Here is a 15,837-nt window from a genome sequence, read left to right as displayed (position 1 = left end):
GGGGCCGCGTTGCGGCCCATCGCGACACAAGGCCGCTCCTACAGGAATGCGCGATCCCCTGTAGGAGCGGCCTTGTGTCGCGAAAGGGCTGCAAAGCAGCCCCCTGAATCCTCAGCGCAATGCGTAATCCAGCACCACACCAATGAACACCAGCATCCCCGCCCAGTGGTTGTGCAGAAACGCCTTGAAGCACGACTCCCGGTCCAGCTTGCGCGTCGACCAGTACTCCCAGGCAAAGCACGCCGCCGCGCCCAGCAGCCCCAGGTGGAACCAGCCACCCAGCTCGAAGCGGCTGCCGGCCAGCAACAGGCAGCCCAGCGACAGCAGCTGCAAGGTCAGGATGATGGTGCGGTCGGCGTCGCCGAACAGGATAGCGGTCGACTTCACGCCGATCTTCAGGTCGTCATCACGGTCGACCATGGCGTAGTAGGTGTCGTAGCCCACCGTCCACAGCAAGTTGGCGATGTACAGCAGCCAGGCGCTGGCCGGCAGTTCGCCACCCGCTGCGGTGAAGGCCATGGGAATACCCCAGGAGTACGCTGCCCCAAGCACCACCTGCGGGTAATAGGTGTAGCGCTTCATGAACGGATAGCAGAACGCCAGTGCTACCGCACCGAACGAAAGCCACACCGTGCGGCTATTGGTGCACAACACCAGCAGGAAGCTCACGCCGACCAGGATGGCGAACAGCGCCAGTGCTTCGCGCGGGCGGACCCGGCCGCTGGCCAGGGGGCGGTCGGCGGTGCGTTTGACATGGCCGTCCACCTTGCGGTCAGCAAAGTCGTTGATGCAGCAACCTGCGGCGCGCATCAGCACCACACCGAGGCCGAAGATCAGCACGTTGGCCAGGGTCGGTGACCCGTTGCCGGCAATCCACACCGCCGACAAGGTCGGCCACAGCAGCAGGTAGATACCAATCGGTCGATCCATGCGGCTGAGCTGGACGAAGTCCCAGGCCCGCGGGTGCAGGTGGTTGAGCGACTTGAGCAGTTGCAGGTACATCAGCGGTTTTCCTCCTTGGCCGCTTGCCACAATGCTGGCAGAAACACCTCTGCCACCAGCAGGTCCAGGCCGCCACGTTCAAAGCGCGAACGGCGGCCCCACAGCGCCGCGTGGGCCGCTTCGCTCGGTAGCCAGGCCTGGGGATAACTGCACACCTCGATGGGGTGGCGGATGAACGCCTGGTCACAGAACAGCAACTCGCCCAGCGAACGGCTGCCCAGGGTTTCCAGGTCCAGCCCGCCGCGCTCCAGGGCGCTGCGGCTGGCGACGCTGCGGGCGAACACCCAAGGTTGGCCATGGCCGCGCAGGTACACCTCGCGTACCCAGCCTTCGGCGCCGGCGGCGATACCCAGTGCCTGGCATTCGTCATCGCGCAGCGGTTGCCAGCCCTCGAACAGCGGGGTGACGGAGAAGTGATCGTTGGACAGGCGGGTCAGGCGGCGGGTCAGCGAGCCCTCGTCGAACAGCCAGTCAAGGGTGGGCTGGTCGAGATCGGTCGCCAGCTGTGAATACGGCAGCCACGCGACAGCGGCTGCTTGCGGGGATTCGTACGACACGTCGGTCTGCTTGTTACAACCAGAGAGGCGGCGAGCTTAGCATGATTGCCCTGACTGCTTGCATACTGCCGACAGGGCCGCTACAAAGCCCCACGCATTGCGCGCTGGCCGTTTCGCGGGCGCGCCCGCTCCCACAGGTTATGCACGACTCCTGTGGGAGCGGGCGTGCTCGCGAAGAGGCCATCAGCAGCAACACAAAGCCCCAGCCTGAACCGAGGAAACCCACCCCCATGAAAAAGTGGCAATGTATTGTCTGTGGCCTGATCTACGACGAAGCCGAAGGCTGGCCCGACGACGGCATCGCCCCCGGCACCCGCTGGGAAGATGTGCCTGAAGACTGGCTGTGCCCCGACTGCGGCGTGGGCAAGAGCGACTTTGAAATGATCTCCATCGGCTAATCGAGGAAAGCACGACATGACGTCCCCTGTGGTAATCATCGGTACCGGCCTTGCGGGCTACAACCTGGCCCGTGAATTTCGCAAGCTTGATGCGCAGACGCCGCTGCTGCTGATCACCGCCGATGACGGTCGTTCCTACTCCAAGCCCATGCTGTCTACCGGCTTTGCCAAGCAGAAGGACGCCGACGGCCTGTGCATGGCCGAGCCGGGCGCCATGGCCGAGCAACTGAATGCCGAAATTCGCACCCATACCCGTATCAGCGGCATCGACCCGGGCCACAAGCGTTTGTGGATTGGTGAAGAGGCGGTGGAATACCGCGATCTGGTGCTGGCCTGGGGTGCGCAGACCGTGCAGGTACCGATCGAAGGCGACGGCGGCGAACAGGTGTTCCCGATCAACGACTTGGAAGATTACGCGCGCTTCCGTGCCGCTGCCGCCGGCAAACAGCGTGTGCTGATCCTCGGCGCCGGCCTGATCGGCTGCGAATTCGCCAACGACATGAGCCTGGGCGGCTTTCAGGTCGATGTGGTGGCGCCGTGCGAGCAAATCATGCCGACCCTGCTGCACCCGGCCGCTGCCACTGCCGTGCAGGCCGGGCTGGAAGGCCTGGGCGTGCGCTTTCACCTGGGCCCGGTACTGACCCGCCTGCAGCAGGTGGCGAAGGGCCTTGAGGCGCACCTGTCCGACGGCAGCGTGATCGCCTGCGACCTGGTGGTTTCGGCCATCGGCCTGCGCCCGCGCACCGACCTGGCCGCCGCCGCTGGCCTGCAGACCAACCGCGGCGTTTGCGTGGACCGCCACTTGCGTACGTCGCACGCCAACATCTTTGCCCTTGGCGACTGTGCCGAAGTCGATGGCATCAACCTGCTCTATGTGATGCCGCTGATGAGCTGTGCCCGGGCCTTGGCGCAAACCTTGGCCGGCAAGCCGACAACGGTCGCCTACGGGCCGATGCCGATCACCGTGAAAACCCCGGCCTGCCCACTGGTGGTCTCGCCGCCGCCCCAGGGCCACGAAGGCACCTGGCAGGTGGAGGGACAGGGCAGTGACCTCAAGGTGCTTTGCCTTGATGCAGACGGCAAGCTGCTGGGCTACGCCCTCACCGGGGCGGCCGTGATGGAAAAGCTGGCCCTGAATCGCCAGCTGCCGGCCGTGATGGCGTAAATAGCGGGCGTTCTGTCGGATTTATCCTGTTGTTGCTTGCACAATGGCCGCCCAGATACTGGCGCGGCCCCTGTGCACGTGCCATCCTCACTTCCGTCTGCCGCAGATTAGAGCCTGCGGTGCCTTGAGCGCTGCTCCAAGGGCAGCACGGCATAACAACAAGAATTCCGTCAAAGAGGCTTCACTATGCGCAAACCAGAACTCGCCGCCGTCATCGCCGAAAAGGCCGATCTGACCAAGGAAAAGGCCAATCAGGTTTTGAACGCGATTCTCGACAGCATCACGGGTGCCCTGGACAAGGACACCGTGACCCTGGTCGGTTTCGGCACATTCGAAAAACGTCATCGCGGTGCGCGTACCGGCAAGAACCCGCAAACCGGTGAACCGGTCAAGATCAAGGCCAGCAATACCGTGGCTTTCAAGCCAGGCAAGAACCTGCGTGACAGCGTCAACGCCCCCGTCAAGCCGGCCAAGAAAGGCAAGTGATCACTCCCTGACAACCCCCAGTGTCAGCCAAGCGGGCGCCTTAGAGCGCCCGTTGTGCTTTCTGCAGGCAAAATGTTTCGAACTTGCATAAATAGTTCTGGAAAAGGATAGACTGCGCGCCTTAGTCACTTTTAATTCGAGGCGCGTTGATGAAGTTCCGCTTTCTTCTCTGGGCCATGGGGCTGTTGATGGCCAGGGCCAGCCGCAACAACCCGGCGTTCCAGCAGCAGCTCAAGGGCAAGGACCTGGTGTTTCAGATGCAGACCCTGGACGGCAAGGTCGCCCGGCACTTCATCGTCAGCAACGAACGCGTCAGCAGCAAGGGCGGCGCGCACCCGCAACCGGCGTTTGCCATTGCCTTCAAGGACGCCGCCTATGGCTTCGCCACCATGCAGGCAGGTAACAAGCAGTTGGCGTTCATGCAGGGGATTCAGGACAAGAGCATCCAGATCAAGGGCAATCCGGCGCTGGTGATGTGGTTCCAGGGGTTGATGAAGTACCTGAAGCCGAAGAAGAAGGGCTGAAACCCAACGGGGATGTTGGCGCTTTACCTGTGGGAGCGGGCGTGCCCGCGAAACAAACGACGCGGTGTATGGCACCGGCTTCGCCGGTGTTCGCGGGCACGCCCGCTCCCACAGGTTACGCGTTTATGCTCAGTGCGGTGCGTGGAACTGCGAAGCCAGCTCACGCAACAGGCTCTCTGCCTCGAGCACTTTGTTCACCACATCCTCGGCCTTGTCCCGGGTAATACCCAGCCGCTCCAGCAACTCGTCCGGAATCTCCTGCTGCGGCCCAGAGCCAATCCCCCGCGAGCGCAGCAGGCGGGTGGCCAGGCATACCAGGTTGGGGAACGCCGAAAACTCGCCTTCATAGGCCGGGTCGTGCTGGAAGCGCAACGCGGTGGACAGTTCTTCCGGCATGTCCCACAGCTTCATCAACCAGGCACCGATCTGCTCGCGGCTGATGCCCAGCAGGTGTTGTTCCACGTAGGTGTGGCAAACGTGCGGGTTGACCTCCAGGTGGCGACAGATCAGCGAGAAGTGCGGCGGGAACACGTGCGCCAACAGTAAATAGCCGAAGTTGTGCAGCAGCCCGGCCAGGTAGGTCAGGCCGGCCTCGGGGCGCTCGGCCCGTGGCATGGCGCGGGTCAGGCCTTCGATGATCGCGGCGGTGTAGATCGACTGCTGCCAGTACGGCGTGGCCTGCTGCGGGTGGTCTTTCGGCAGGCTCAGGGTCTTGCCCAGCGCCAGGCCAAGGGCCAGGTTGATCACCAGGTCGAAGCCCAGCACGCGCACGATGGCATCTTCCACCGAGCGGATCTTGCCCGGTGAGGCGTAGTAGGGTGATGCCGCCCAGCTCACCACCTGCGCAGCCAGCGCCGGGTCGGTCTCGACCACGCCGGTGATATCGTCGATGCTCGCGTTGGGGTCTACCCGCAGCTTGATGATCTTTTGCGCGGTGTCGGCCAGCGGCGGAATTTCGATGGTTTCTTCCAGGCGCTTGTGGATGCGCCGGGCAGTGAAGGCCTGGACGGCATTGGTGATTTCCCGAGTGTCATCATCGGGGCGATCGAGGTTGGGGCTGATCGCCTCGACTTCCTGACCGAAGCTGCTGGCGCTTGCCTTGGCCAGCATGCGCTTGAAGTGCGCGCGTTCGATTTCCAGCAGCAGGCCGGCTTCGCCAGACTGGATAAACACGGTTTCGGCGTCGAGCAGGCTTTTTTCGTACTGGCACGGCGAGCTGGTCAGCGCCGGGATACCTGGCAATGCCTTGAGCTGGTGCTTGTCCAGCATCTGCTTCAGGCGCGGCACCGACACCGCGGTGAGCTTGCGCCCAGTCAGTTCCGCCAGGCGATCGAGGTCCAGCAGCTGGCTCTGCGGGAACAGCACCATCATGGCGCCGACCTCGTCGTCGAGCAGCACGGTCTGTACCCGCGCCGCTGCCGGCAGGTGCGGATGTTCGACCACCTCGCGGTAGGCCACGCCGAGTTTGTCGAGCAGCAGCCGGATGACCGAGGGAGCGTGTGGGGTTGCGGTGTCCAGGGCAACTTCAGTCATGGTCCGTATCCACTGATTCTTTTAAACGCGAAGTATAACCAGCCTAGGGGCAAAACTGGATCCATTATGGGACTAGCGTCACACTTGGCCATATTGCTGGCCATGACGCAGCCAGCGATCAAGCAATGGGCTGACGTGCTCTGGCCAGCGTGCGATCAGGGCCTGGGCGGCGTCGCGTACGGCCGGCAGCAGGTCGGCGTCGCGCATCAGGTCGGCGACTTTGAACTGTAACAGGCCGGTCTGGCGGGTACCTAGCATCTCGCCCGGGCCACGCAGCTCCAGGTCTTTCTCGGCGATGATGAAGCCGTCGTTGGTTTCCCGCATGATCCCTAGCCGCTCGCGGCCGATCTGCGACAGTGGCGGGTGGTACAGCAGCACGCAATGGCTGACGGCGCTGCCCCGACCAACCCGGCCGCGCAGCTGGTGCAACTGGGCAAGGCCCAGGCGCTCGGGGTTCTCGATGATCATCAGGCTGGCATTGGGCACGTCCACACCCACCTCGATGACCGTGGTGGCGACCAGCAACTGCAGGTTGCCGGCTTTGAATTCGGCCATGATCTCAGCCTTTTCCGCCGGTTTCATGCGCCCGTGGATCAGCCCCACCCGCAACTCGCCCAAGGCGCTGCCCAGCTCCTCATAGGTGCTTTCGGCGGCCTGGCAGGTCAGTTCTTCGGATTCTTCGATCAGGGTGCACACCCAATAGGCCTGGCGCCCTTCGGCGCAGGCGGCGCGCACCCGCTCGACCACTTCGAAGCGGCGGCTGTCGGCCACCAGCACGGTGTTCACCGGTGTGCGCCCGGGCGGCAGCTCGTCGAGCACCGAGGTGTCCAGGTCGGCATAGGCGCTCATGGCCAGGGTGCGCGGAATTGGCGTGGCGGTCATGATCAGCTGGTGCGGGCACAATTCGCCGGCCACGCCCTTTTTGCGCAGGGCCAGGCGTTGCTGCACGCCAAAACGGTGCTGTTCATCGATGATCGCCAGGGCCAGGTGCTTGAACTTCACTTCTTCCTGGAACAGCGCGTGGGTGCCGACCACCATTGGCGCACCGTTGGCGATCTGCTCCAGGGCGGCTGCCCGGGCCTTGCCCTTGAGCTTGCCGGCCAGCCAGGCCACTTCGATGCCCAGCGGTTCGAGCCAGCGCTTGAAGGTGATGTAGTGCTGTTCGGCGAGGATCTCGGTAGGCGCCATCAAGGCCACCTGGTAGCCGGCTTCCAGGGCCTGCAGCGCGGCTAGGGCGGCGACCACGGTCTTGCCGGCACCCACATCGCCTTGCACCAGGCGCATCATCGGCTCGTGCTGGCTGAGGTCGTAGGCAATTTCGTTGGCCACCCGCTGCTGCGCGCCGGTCGGTTGGAAGCCCAAGTTGGCCAGGTATTGCGCCTGCAGGCGCTGGGCCTTGGGCAGCACCGGCGCGCGCAGGCTGCGCAGGCTTTCGCGCAGGCGTTGCTGCGACAGCTGGTGGGTCAGCAGTTCTTCGAAGGCCAGGCGGTGCTGGGCCCAGTGCTGGCCTTCGGCAAGCTCGTCGAGGTCGGCATCGGCCGGCGGGTTGTGCAGGTAGCGGATGGCATCGTCCAGCGGCGCCAGCTGGTAGTCCCGGGCCAGTTCGTCGGGCAGCCAGTCCGGCAGGCTGCGCGGGCCGAGCAGGCCCAGGCTCTGCTGGCACAGCAGGCGCAGGCGTTGCTGGGTGAGGCCTTCGGTGGACGGGTAGATCGGTGTCAGGGTCTGCTCGACCGGTGGCGGTGGTTCGTCGCCGTTCAGCGCGCGGTATTCCGGGTGGTAGATTTCCAGGCCCGAAGCGCCGGGGCGGGCCTCGCCGTAGCAGCGCAGGTGGGTGCCACGCTTGAGGCCCTCCTTCTGCGCGTTGCTGAAGTGGTAGAAGCGCAGGCTCAGTACACCGGTGCCGTCACCCAGGCGCACCACCAGGCTGCGGCGCTTGCCCATGGTCACGTCGGCGCCGCTGACTACCCCCTCGATCACCGCGTCCTGGCCAGGGCGCAGTTGGCCGATCGGCACCACGCGGGTGCGGTCCTGATAGCGCAGGGGCAGGTGGAACAATACATCCTGCAGGTTCTCCAGGCCGACCTTGGCGAGTTTCTCCGCCATGGCCTCGCCAACCCCCTTGAGTACCGTGACCGGGACCTTCGACAGCTCACTCATGACTCAGGCCGGCTGTTCCGCTGGGGTTTTGGCGACCGAGCACAGGCGGATCGAGTCGGCGAGGATCTCGATGGCCTTTGGCCGCGGGAAGCTGGCGCGCCAGGCGATGGCCACGGTGCGGAATGGAGCCGGTGCAGTCAGTGGGCGAACCTCGATGACGCCGGGGGCGTAATGGTGGCTGTGCACCGCCGATAGCGGCAGAATCGACACGCCAAGGCCCGAGGCTACCATGTGGCGGATGGTTTCCAGCGAGCTGGACTCCACCGTGGTGTGCTTGGATCCTTCACCGCCCTTGTTCAGCGTTGGGCAGGCTTCCAGTACCTGGTCGCGGAAGCAGTGGCCTTCACCAAGCAGCAACAGGCTCTTGTCGTTGAGCATGGCGGTGTCGATGGTCTTTTTCGCCGTCCACGGGTGGTCGGCCGGCATCAGGGCGCAGAACGGTTCATCGTACAGCGGCAGGGTCAGCACGTCGGCTTCGTTGAACGGCAGGGCGATGATCACCGCGTCCAGTTCACCGTTGCGCAGCTTTTCGCGCAGTACATGGGTGAAGTTCTCTTCGATGTACAGCGGCATCTGCGGCGCCACGCGGTGCAGCTGCGGGATCAGGTGCGGGAACAGGTACGGGCCGACGGTGTAGATGGCACCGACCTTGAGCGGGGCGGTGAGCTGATTCTTGCCGGCCTGGGCCAGTTCGCGAATGCCCTGGGCCTGCTCCAGCACCTTTTGTGCCTGGGCGACGATGCTTTCGCCGACCGGGGTCAGGCGGACCGCGCTCTTGCTGCGCTCGAAGATCAACACGCCAAGCTCATCCTCGAGCTTCTTCACACCGACCGACAGGGTCGGCTGGCTCACATGGCAGCGCTCGGCGGCATGGCCGAAGTGCTGTTCCTGGGCGAGTGTGACGATGTAGCGTAATTCTGTGAGGGTCATAACGTGCGTCCATGAAGTTGCGAGCCCAGCATAGCGGCTGCAATCGATAGACGCACGTTATCAGACTTGCCGATTTGTGACAGAAGCAAAAGTCTCAGCGGCGGTCCAGCGAGTAGACGAACGGTGCCACGACTTCGATCGTGCCATTGTTCAGCAACTCGGGTGGCGGCTTGGGTACCGTGCCGGCCCGACGAATCATTTCCAGTGTCGCCCGGTCCAGGGCGGCACTACCCGAGCCACCGGCCATGGAGTACGAAACCACCTTGCCTTCGGCGTCGACCACGAAGCGCAGGCGGTTGATGCCCTGCAGGCCGCGACGGCGCGCGTCTTCCGGGTAACGCTTGTACTTGGCCAGGTGACGCAGCAGGTCGCTCTGCCAGGTCGGCAGGGCGTTGCTGTTGGACGCAATGCTCGGCGCCGGTGCCGCGGACTTCTGCGGTGGCGTGTTGCTGGGCGGTGCGTCAACCGTTTGTTCGGTCGGTGGAGCTTCCTTCGGCGGCTCAGGCTTTTTCTCGGGCTTCGGCGGCTGCGGCTTGGCCTTCGGCTTGGGCGGCTTGGCAATGGCGATCTTGGGTTTGGGGGCCTCGGCCAGCTTCGGCAGCGGCGGTTCCTCGACCGGTGCCGGTGGCTGCGGCGCCGCTTTAGGGGGCGGTGGTGGCGCAGGCTCTGGCAACGGCGCCAGTTCGACCATCATGGCTGCCGGGGGCAGCTCGATGGCCTGGGGCACCGACCAGTTGAGCGTCAGCAGCACGGCGACCACGTGCACGCCCAGCACGATCGCCAGACTGCCACCGTAGCGCGCCATGTTAGAGCGCGTTCTTGTCATTTCTTGGCTGCCGTCTCGAGACCTACCAGACCGACTTTCAGGTAGCCGGCCGTGCGCATGTTGTTCATCACGTCCATCAGGTCACCGTAATCCACGCCTTTGTCAGCCTGGAAGAAGATGGTGGTTTCCTTGTCGCCCTTGGTCTTGGCATCGAGCATCGGGCCAAGCTGGTCGGGGGCAGGGACCTGATCGTCACCGACGTACAACTTCTGGTCGGCCTTGACGCTGACGAACACAGGTTTCTCGGGCCTCGGTGCCGGCTTGGCGGTCGAGGCCGGCAGGTCGACCTTGATGTCGACCGTGGCCAAGGGGGCTGCGACCATGAAGATGATCAGCAGCACCAGCATTACGTCGATGAACGGCGTAACGTTGATTTCGTGGTTTTCGGCGAGGTCGTCGCCACCTTCGTTGAGATGCAGGCCCATGGCTTACCCCACTTTCACCATGTGCGGGGCAACGCGATCGCTGCCCTGGTGGTCCAGGTCACGGCTGACCAGCAGCAGCACCTGGGCGGAGGCGTCGGACACCTGGGCCTTGTAGCCGGCGATGGAGCGGGCGAAGACGTTGTAGATGACCACGGCCGGAATTGCTGCGACCAGGCCCAGTGCGGTGGCCAGCAGGGCTTCGGCGATACCCGGGGCAACCACGGCCAGGTTGGTGGTCTGGGTCTTGGCGATGCCGATGAAGCTGTTCATGATGCCCCATACGGTACCGAACAGGCCGACGAATGGCGCAGTGGAGCCGATGGTGGCGAGTACGCCAGTGCCGCTGCTCATGGTGCGGCCGCTAGCGTGTACCAGGCGCTCCAGGCGGAAGCTGACGCGCTCCTTGATGCCTTCTTTTTCGCGGGCGTTGGCCGACAGGCGCATCTCTTCGAGGGCATCGTGGACCAGGGTGTGGGCCAGGGTGCCTTCTTTGTTGGAAACCTCGCTGGCTTCCTTGAGGCTGGCGGATTTCTTCAGCAGGGCGATTTCACCACGCAGGCGACGCTTGGCGCCCATCAGCTCGAAGCCTTTGGCGATCCAGATGGTCCAGGTGATGATGGAGGCGATGGCCAGGCCGATCATGACCGCCTTCACCACCACGTCGGCGTTCTTGTACATGCCCCATGGGGACAGGTCGTGGGCCATGCCCAGCGAGGTGTCTTCGACCAGGGCTTCGACGCTCGGGTCTACCGCGACCGGGGCATCAGCCGGGGTGGCGGCAACTGCGCCGTCAGCCGGTGCTGCGACTGGAGCAGTTGCCGGGGCAGCTGGTGCAGTAGCGGCTGCAGGCGTGGCAGCATTGGCAGTTGGCTCATCGGCCATGGCCACCGGGGCCAGCACCAGGCTGAGTGTCAGCGCGGCAATGGCGCGCCAGGTGCGCGACGGGGTTGGCGAAGCGGAAGGTTGAGTACGTGTCATGCTGGCCGGACCTGATGAAGAATGAAGTGAGCGTTCTCCAAGGCCTCGAGGTAGGCCGAGAACAATTTGGCGAGCATTATTGCAAGTAATTCTTGTTAACAAAAGTAATCTTGTTGCTTTTTTCGCCTATGGTCTAGCCATCCATCGTGTAGCGTGGTCGGGCTGATCAATTGGTCTAGGGAGTTTAGAGATGTCAGGCCTTTCCGTGATGGTGGTGGGATGTGGTGATGTAGGCGGGCGCCTTGCCCGGCAGATGCTTGCGCGCGGTTGGCAGGTGAGCGGCCTGCGTCGATCGGTCGGGCAGTTGCCTGCGGGTGTCGTGCCGGTGGCAGCGGACTTGTCCGTGCCATCGGTTCCCGACGCCTGGCCGCAGCGCGCGCCGGACTACCTGGTGTACTGCGTGGCGGCCAGCCAGCACGACGAGGCGGGTTACCAGGCAGCCTATGTCGACGGTTTGCGCCATGTGCTGGCCTGGCTGACCGAGCGTGGCCAACGCCCACGGCGCCTGCTGTTCGTGTCCAGCAGCAGCGTTTATGCACAGAAGGACGGCGAGTGGATCGAAGAAGGCGCGGCCACCGAGCCTGAAGGTTATTCCGGGCGGTTGATGCTGGAGGCTGAACGGCTGGCACTGGCCAGCGGCCTCCCGGCCAGCGTGGTGCGCCTGACCGGCATCTATGGCCCCGGCCGCGAGTGGCTGCTCAGCCAGGTGCGCCAGGGCTACCGCGTGGCCGAGGAGCCGCCGCTGTATGGCAACCGCATCCATGCCGAGGATGCTGCCGGCCTGTTGGCGTTCCTGTTGCAGGCGGATGCCGACGGCAAGGTGCTGGACGACTGCTACATCGGCGTCGACGACGACCCGGCGCCACTGGCCGATGTGGTGGCTTGGCTGCGGGCGTACATGGGAGTAACGGAGTGGTCGGATGAGCAGCGAGTGCGCCGTACCGGCAGCAAGCGCTGCAGCAATGCCCGGGCGCGGGCGTTGGGCTGGGCGCCGGTGTATCCGAGCTACAAGGAAGGTTATGCGGCCATCCTGAAAGGCCTGTGCTGAGGCTAATGGCCTCTTCGCGGGTAAACCCGCTCCCACAGATATACCACTGGTTTCAAGCCTGGCGGTGTACCTGTGGGAGCGGGTTTACCCGCGAAGAGGCCGGTGTGTTCGGCCGCGATTCAGCAAGTATCAATCCAGCTCCAGCACCCACTGGCGCTTACCGGCCGCCAACACTGGCATTTCATCCGGCTGCGCACGGTTCACCGCCTGGAAGATCTCCAGCTTGTCGCCATCGCGCTTGAGGATGAACGGCGCGCCACGCTGGTTGCGCTCCAGCCACAGGCTGTCGTTGCTGCCACCCATGGTCGCGCAATCACCCGCCAGGCACAGGGCGAAACGGTCCGGCCCCGGCAGGCCGGTGACGTTGCCGGTGTCGCCGAAGCGCACGCTGGCACCTTTGCCCTGGCCTTCGACAATCTTCCAGTTGCCGCCCAGATAGGCCTGGTACAGGGCTTTCTCGAAGCTGCTGCCCAGTGGCGCATTGGCCGCCGTCGGCGCTTTGGCGCGCACGAAGGTCTGCTTGCCGCCGTTTTGATCGACAGCCTGCAGTTCGTCGCCATCGAGCGACAGCTGTTCGGTCTGGCCGCCCTGGAAGCTGGCCTGCCATTGCTTGTCGGTGGCGCTCAGCTGGCCGTCGGCCGCTTCGAAACCATTGCTGTAGCTGGCCTGTTGGCTGGCAACGTCGAGCTTCCACTCGAACACCGGCCCGTGCTCATTGAGCGCCTGGCGCAGGCTGCCGCCCTTGACGGCCGCATTGATGGCGTCCTGGTTGATCCAGGTGCCGTTGAAATCTTCGGGTTTGTGGCTGGCGCAGCCGCCCAGAAGCAGGGCTGCCAGCGCTAGGGGCAGTGCTTGACGCATGACGGGGTAACCTTGCAGAGAAGGGAAGGTGACGGGCAGGGCGCCCGTCACCGGGGCATCATTCGATGACCAGGATGGCGTCCATTTCGACCTGGGCGCCTTTCGGCAGCGCGGCAACGCCGATGGCGGCGCGGGCCGGGTAAGGCTGCTCGAAGTAGCGGCCCATCACCTCGTTGACCTTGGCGAAGTGGCTCAGGTCGGTGAGGAAGATGTTCAGCTTGACGATGTCCTTGAACGAACCGCCAGCAGCTTCAGCCACGGCCTTGAGGTTCTCGAACACTTGTACGGTCTGGGCTTCGAAGCCTTCGACCAGTTCCATGGTCTTCGGGTCCAGCGGGATCTGGCCCGACATGTACACGGTGTTGCCGGCCTTGATCGCCTGCGAGTAGGTGCCGATGGCGGCAGGGGCCTTGTCGCTGTTGATGACGGTCTTGCTCATGATGACTCCTTGCGGTTGGCGGACTACGTACGCATGCGGGTGATGCGGACCACACCGGTCAGGGTACGCAGCTTCTTGATCACACGCGCCAGGTGCACGCGGTCGTGCACGCTGACCACCAGTTGGACCACGCTGATACGGCCGTCGCGTTCGTCCATGCTGATTTTCTCGATGTTGCCGTCGGCAGCGTTGACACTGCTGGCCAGCAAGGCAATCAGGCCGCGCTGGTGCTCCAGTTCGACACGCAGCTCGACATTGAATTCACCGGTGATGTCCTTGGCCCAGGAGAGCTGTACGCATTTCTCGGGGTTGTGGCGGATTTCACTGATGTTGCGGCAGTTTTCCAGGTGCACGACCATGCCCTTGCCGGCTGACAGGTGGCCCACGATCGGGTCGCCCGGGATCGGCGTGCAGCACTTGGCGTAGCTCAGCACCAGGCCTTCGGTACCGCGGATCGCCAGCGGGCCTTCCGGTGCTGGCAACTGCTCGCCTTCGGCCGACAGCAGGCGGCGTGCGACCACGTAGGCCATGCGGTTGCCCAGGCCGATGTCTTCGAGCAGGTCTTCGATCAGTTCCAGGCGGTACTCGGCGAGAATCGCCTGGATACGTTCCTGGGGGATCATCTCCAGGCTGCTGTCGAAGCCGGTGAGCACCTTGTTCAGCAGGCGTTCACCCAGGCTGATGGACTCGGAGCGACGCTGCTGCTTGAGCGCGTGGCGGATGTGCGTACGCGCCTTGCCGGTAACCACGAAGTTGAGCCAGGCCGGGTTCGGCCGTGCGCCCGGGGCGCTGACGATTTCCACCGTCGAGCCGCTTTGCAGCGGTTCGGACAGCGGCGCCAAGCGGCGGTTGATGCGGCAGGCGATGCAGCTGTTGCCGACGTCGGTGTGCACCGCGTAGGCGAAGTCGACGGCCGTGGAGCCTTTGGGCAGCTCCATGATGCGGCCTTTGGGCGTGAACACGTAGACCTCGTCCGGGAACAGGTCGATCTTCACGCTCTCGATGAATTCCAGCGAGTTGCCGGCACGTTGCTGCAGCTCGAGGATGCCCTTGACCCACTGGCGGGCGCGGGCGTGGCTGCCCTTGGGCTGCTCGTCGTCATTGGACTTGTACAGCCAGTGCGCGGCGATGCCGTTGTTGGCCATCTCCTCCATCTCGCGGGTGCGGATCTGGATTTCGATGGGCACGCCGTGCATGCCGAACAGCGTGGTGTGCAACGACTGGTAGCCGTTGGCCTTGGGGATCGCGATGTAATCCTTGAAGCGGCCAGGCAGCGGCTTGTACAGGTTGTGCACCGCACCGAGTACGCGGTAGCAGGTGTCTACCTTGTCGACGACGATGCGGAAGGCGTACACGTCCATGATTTCGTTGAAGGCGCGGCGCTTGCCGCGCATCTTCTTGTAGATGCCATAGAGGTGTTTCTGTCGGCCGCTGACCTCGCCCTCGATGCCGTCGGCAGCCAGGCAGTTGGCCAGCGAATGCTCGATCTTGGCGACGATTTCCTTGCGGTTGCCGCGAGCGCTTTTCACCGCACGGTGGATCAGCGACGAACGCATCGGATGCATGGCCTTGAAGCCGAGGTCCTCGAACTCCACGCGCACGGTGTGCATGCCCAGGCGATTGGCGATGGGGGCGTAGATCTCGAGGGTTTCCTTGGCGATGCGCCGGCGTTTTTCGCCAGACAGCACTTCCAGGGTGCGCATGTTGTGCAGGCGGTCGGCCAGCTTGACCAGGATCACGCGGATATCGCGGGCCATGGCCATGGCCATCTTCTGGAAGTTTTCGGCCTGCGCCTCGGCCTTGGTCTCGAAGTTCATCTGGGTCAGCTTGCTGACCCCGTCGACCAGTTCGGCCACGGTCTCGCCAAACTGCTGGCTGAGTGCTTCCTTGGCGATGCCGGTATCTTCGATCACATCGTGCAGCATGGCCGCCATCAGGCTCTGATGGTCCATGTGCATGTCAGCGAGGATGCTGGCCACGGCCAGCGGGTGGGTCACGTAGGGCTCGCCACTGCGGCGGCGCTGCCCATCGTGGGCCTGTTCGGCGTAGAAATAGGCACGCCGGACCAGGTTGACCTGTTCGGGGCCAAGATAGGTCGACAGCCGTTCGGCCAAGGCTTCTATACCCGGCATGGGTTTACCTCCTGCCGAGGAAGGGGGCCTTGCGCCGTGCGACGTCGACCTGGCATCAATCAGACAGCCTCGTTGTTCTCGTCCTCGAACGCGGCGAACACCGGATCCTCGGTGACGATCTCTTCAGCGGCGATGAACTCGTTGGTGACGATGCCTTCGGCGATTTCACGCAGGGCAACAACGGTCGGCTTGTCGTTTTCCCACGCAACGCGTGGCTCTTTGCCGCCGGTCGCCAGCTGGCGAGCGCGCTTGGTCGAGAGCATGACCAGCTCAAAGCGGTTATCCACGTGTTCCAGGCAGTCTTCAACAGTTACGCGGGCCATGGTCTTCCTCAGTAGCAATTGCGGTGGGCGTGCAGCCCGATAATGGGCAGGCG

At 64.1% G+C, this 15,837-nt stretch carries 17 protein-coding genes; 5 read left to right on the top strand and 12 right to left on the bottom strand.

Features of this window, described 5'->3' with window-relative positions; all coding sequences use genetic code 11:
- Nucleotides 1-111: 111 nt before the first annotated feature.
- Both ubiA and JV551A3_RS00385 read right to left on the bottom strand, forming a co-directional pair.
- Nucleotides 112-1,002, bottom strand: coding sequence for a 4-hydroxybenzoate octaprenyltransferase (ubiA, locus tag JV551A3_RS00390; RefSeq protein ID WP_133969750.1), 891 nt, complete (start codon nucleotides 1,000-1,002; stop codon nucleotides 112-114).
- A complete protein-coding gene (locus tag JV551A3_RS00385) occupies nucleotides 1,002-1,559 on the bottom strand; it encodes a chorismate--pyruvate lyase family protein (protein ID WP_133969749.1) in 558 nt (185 codons plus the stop codon). Before JV551A3_RS00385 ends, ubiA begins: the two co-directional genes overlap by 1 nt.
- A 230-nt stretch (nucleotides 1,560-1,789) precedes the next feature.
- Between JV551A3_RS00385 and JV551A3_RS00380 the strand changes: the two genes are divergently transcribed.
- The 4 genes from JV551A3_RS00380 to JV551A3_RS00365 all read left to right on the top strand — a co-directional run bounded on the left by JV551A3_RS00380 (nucleotide 1,790) and on the right by JV551A3_RS00365 (nucleotide 4,132).
- Complete coding sequence (locus JV551A3_RS00380) at nucleotides 1,790-1,957, top strand: rubredoxin (RefSeq protein WP_003253349.1); 168 nt, start codon at nucleotides 1,790-1,792, stop codon at nucleotides 1,955-1,957.
- A 16-nt stretch (nucleotides 1,958-1,973) separates the two neighbouring features.
- Nucleotides 1,974-3,122, top strand: a complete 1,149-nt coding sequence (locus JV551A3_RS00375) for an NAD(P)/FAD-dependent oxidoreductase (protein ID WP_133969748.1) — start codon at nucleotides 1,974-1,976, stop codon at nucleotides 3,120-3,122.
- A 186-nt stretch (nucleotides 3,123-3,308) separates the two neighbouring features.
- Nucleotides 3,309-3,608 carry an HU family DNA-binding protein gene (locus tag JV551A3_RS00370; RefSeq protein WP_013974808.1) on the top strand — a complete coding sequence of 100 codons (300 nt, stop codon included), beginning with the start codon at nucleotides 3,309-3,311 and terminating at the stop codon, nucleotides 3,606-3,608.
- Nucleotides 3,609-3,757: 149 nt separating this feature from the next.
- Nucleotides 3,758-4,132 (top strand): helicase, encoded by a 375-nt coding sequence (locus tag JV551A3_RS00365; protein ID WP_112249429.1) that lies wholly within the window; start codon nucleotides 3,758-3,760, stop codon nucleotides 4,130-4,132.
- Between the two features lie 129 nt (nucleotides 4,133-4,261).
- On the opposite strand, the gene JV551A3_RS00355 is transcribed toward JV551A3_RS00365, so the two are convergent.
- From JV551A3_RS00355 to exbB, 6 genes are all read right to left on the bottom strand, one after another.
- The gene (locus JV551A3_RS00355) at nucleotides 4,262-5,665 is read right to left on the bottom strand and encodes an aminoacyl-tRNA deacylase and HDOD domain-containing protein (protein WP_112249428.1); all 1,404 of its coding nucleotides are present in this window, start codon (nucleotides 5,663-5,665) and stop codon (nucleotides 4,262-4,264) included.
- Between the two features lie 78 nt (nucleotides 5,666-5,743).
- A complete protein-coding gene (gene recG, locus JV551A3_RS00350) occupies nucleotides 5,744-7,822 on the bottom strand; it encodes an ATP-dependent DNA helicase RecG (protein WP_133969747.1) in 2,079 nt (692 codons plus the stop codon).
- A gap of 3 nt (nucleotides 7,823-7,825) precedes the next feature.
- The gene (locus tag JV551A3_RS00345) at nucleotides 7,826-8,752 is read right to left on the bottom strand and encodes a hydrogen peroxide-inducible genes activator (RefSeq protein WP_133969746.1); all 927 of its coding nucleotides are present in this window, start codon (nucleotides 8,750-8,752) and stop codon (nucleotides 7,826-7,828) included.
- Between the two features lie 94 nt (nucleotides 8,753-8,846).
- Nucleotides 8,847-9,578, bottom strand: a complete 732-nt coding sequence (locus JV551A3_RS00340) for an energy transducer TonB (RefSeq protein WP_112249426.1) — start codon at nucleotides 9,576-9,578, stop codon at nucleotides 8,847-8,849.
- The gene (gene exbD / locus JV551A3_RS00335) at nucleotides 9,575-10,003 is read right to left on the bottom strand and encodes a TonB system transport protein ExbD (protein ID WP_133969745.1); all 429 of its coding nucleotides are present in this window, start codon (nucleotides 10,001-10,003) and stop codon (nucleotides 9,575-9,577) included. Before exbD ends, JV551A3_RS00340 begins: the two co-directional genes overlap by 4 nt.
- A 3-nt stretch (nucleotides 10,004-10,006) precedes the next feature.
- Nucleotides 10,007-10,981, bottom strand: coding sequence for a tonB-system energizer ExbB (exbB, locus tag JV551A3_RS00330; RefSeq protein WP_133969744.1), 975 nt, complete (start codon nucleotides 10,979-10,981; stop codon nucleotides 10,007-10,009).
- Between the two features lie 190 nt (nucleotides 10,982-11,171).
- On the opposite strand from exbB, the gene JV551A3_RS00325 reads away from it, so the two are divergent.
- A complete protein-coding gene (locus JV551A3_RS00325) occupies nucleotides 11,172-12,029 on the top strand; it encodes an SDR family oxidoreductase (RefSeq protein WP_133969743.1) in 858 nt (285 codons plus the stop codon).
- A 129-nt stretch (nucleotides 12,030-12,158) separates the two neighbouring features.
- On the opposite strand, the gene JV551A3_RS00320 is transcribed toward JV551A3_RS00325, so the two are convergent.
- The 4 genes from JV551A3_RS00320 to rpoZ are packed head-to-tail and all read right to left on the bottom strand — an operon-like array spanning nucleotide 12,159 to nucleotide 15,784.
- Nucleotides 12,159-12,890 carry a hypothetical protein gene (locus JV551A3_RS00320; protein WP_133969742.1) on the bottom strand — a complete coding sequence of 244 codons (732 nt, stop codon included), beginning with the start codon at nucleotides 12,888-12,890 and terminating at the stop codon, nucleotides 12,159-12,161.
- A 58-nt stretch (nucleotides 12,891-12,948) separates the two neighbouring features.
- On the bottom strand, nucleotides 12,949-13,329 hold the full coding sequence (locus JV551A3_RS00315; protein ID WP_009684531.1) for a RidA family protein: 381 nt from the start codon (nucleotides 13,327-13,329) through the stop codon (nucleotides 12,949-12,951).
- A 23-nt stretch (nucleotides 13,330-13,352) separates the two neighbouring features.
- Nucleotides 13,353-15,461, bottom strand: coding sequence for a bifunctional GTP diphosphokinase/guanosine-3',5'-bis pyrophosphate 3'-pyrophosphohydrolase (spoT, locus tag JV551A3_RS00310; protein WP_013974799.1), 2,109 nt, complete (start codon nucleotides 15,459-15,461; stop codon nucleotides 13,353-13,355).
- Nucleotides 15,462-15,520: 59 nt separating this feature from the next.
- Nucleotides 15,521-15,784 (bottom strand): DNA-directed RNA polymerase subunit omega, encoded by a 264-nt coding sequence (rpoZ, locus tag JV551A3_RS00305; protein ID WP_003253383.1) that lies wholly within the window; start codon nucleotides 15,782-15,784, stop codon nucleotides 15,521-15,523.
- Nucleotides 15,785-15,837 lie beyond the last annotated feature (53 nt).

The sequence above is a fragment of the Pseudomonas inefficax genome (genome assembly GCF_900277125.1).
Taxonomy (GTDB): domain Bacteria; phylum Pseudomonadota; class Gammaproteobacteria; order Pseudomonadales; family Pseudomonadaceae; genus Aquipseudomonas; species Aquipseudomonas inefficax.
This window is presented reverse-complemented; position numbering and strand designations above follow the sequence as displayed.

Excerpts from the sequence above, each read along its gene's own strand:
- recG (WP_133969747.1), bottom strand. The coding sequence starts at position 7,822 with ATGAGTGAGCTGTCGAAGGTCCCGGTCACGGTACTCAAGGGGGTTGGC.
- JV551A3_RS00355 (WP_112249428.1), bottom strand. The coding sequence starts at position 5,665 with ATGACTGAAGTTGCCCTGGACACCGCAACCCCACACGCTCCCTCGGTC.
- exbD (WP_133969745.1), bottom strand. The coding sequence starts at position 10,003 with ATGGGCCTGCATCTCAACGAAGGTGGCGACGACCTCGCCGAAAACCAC.
- JV551A3_RS00340 (WP_112249426.1), bottom strand. The coding sequence starts at position 9,578 with ATGACAAGAACGCGCTCTAACATGGCGCGCTACGGTGGCAGTCTGGCG.
- spoT (WP_013974799.1), bottom strand. The coding sequence starts at position 15,461 with ATGCCGGGTATAGAAGCCTTGGCCGAACGGCTGTCGACCTATCTTGGC.
- JV551A3_RS00320 (WP_133969742.1), bottom strand. The coding sequence starts at position 12,890 with ATGCGTCAAGCACTGCCCCTAGCGCTGGCAGCCCTGCTTCTGGGCGGC.
- JV551A3_RS00365 (WP_112249429.1), top strand. The coding sequence starts at position 3,758 with ATGAAGTTCCGCTTTCTTCTCTGGGCCATGGGGCTGTTGATGGCCAGG.
- JV551A3_RS00380 (WP_003253349.1), top strand. The coding sequence starts at position 1,790 with ATGAAAAAGTGGCAATGTATTGTCTGTGGCCTGATCTACGACGAAGCC.
- JV551A3_RS00315 (WP_009684531.1), bottom strand. The coding sequence starts at position 13,329 with ATGAGCAAGACCGTCATCAACAGCGACAAGGCCCCTGCCGCCATCGGC.
- rpoZ (WP_003253383.1), bottom strand. The coding sequence starts at position 15,784 with ATGGCCCGCGTAACTGTTGAAGACTGCCTGGAACACGTGGATAACCGC.
- exbB (WP_133969744.1), bottom strand. The coding sequence starts at position 10,981 with ATGACACGTACTCAACCTTCCGCTTCGCCAACCCCGTCGCGCACCTGG.
- ubiA (WP_133969750.1), bottom strand. The coding sequence starts at position 1,002 with ATGTACCTGCAACTGCTCAAGTCGCTCAACCACCTGCACCCGCGGGCC.
- JV551A3_RS00325 (WP_133969743.1), top strand. The coding sequence starts at position 11,172 with ATGTCAGGCCTTTCCGTGATGGTGGTGGGATGTGGTGATGTAGGCGGG.
- JV551A3_RS00345 (WP_133969746.1), bottom strand. The coding sequence starts at position 8,752 with ATGACCCTCACAGAATTACGCTACATCGTCACACTCGCCCAGGAACAG.
- JV551A3_RS00375 (WP_133969748.1), top strand. The coding sequence starts at position 1,974 with ATGACGTCCCCTGTGGTAATCATCGGTACCGGCCTTGCGGGCTACAAC.
- JV551A3_RS00370 (WP_013974808.1), top strand. The coding sequence starts at position 3,309 with ATGCGCAAACCAGAACTCGCCGCCGTCATCGCCGAAAAGGCCGATCTG.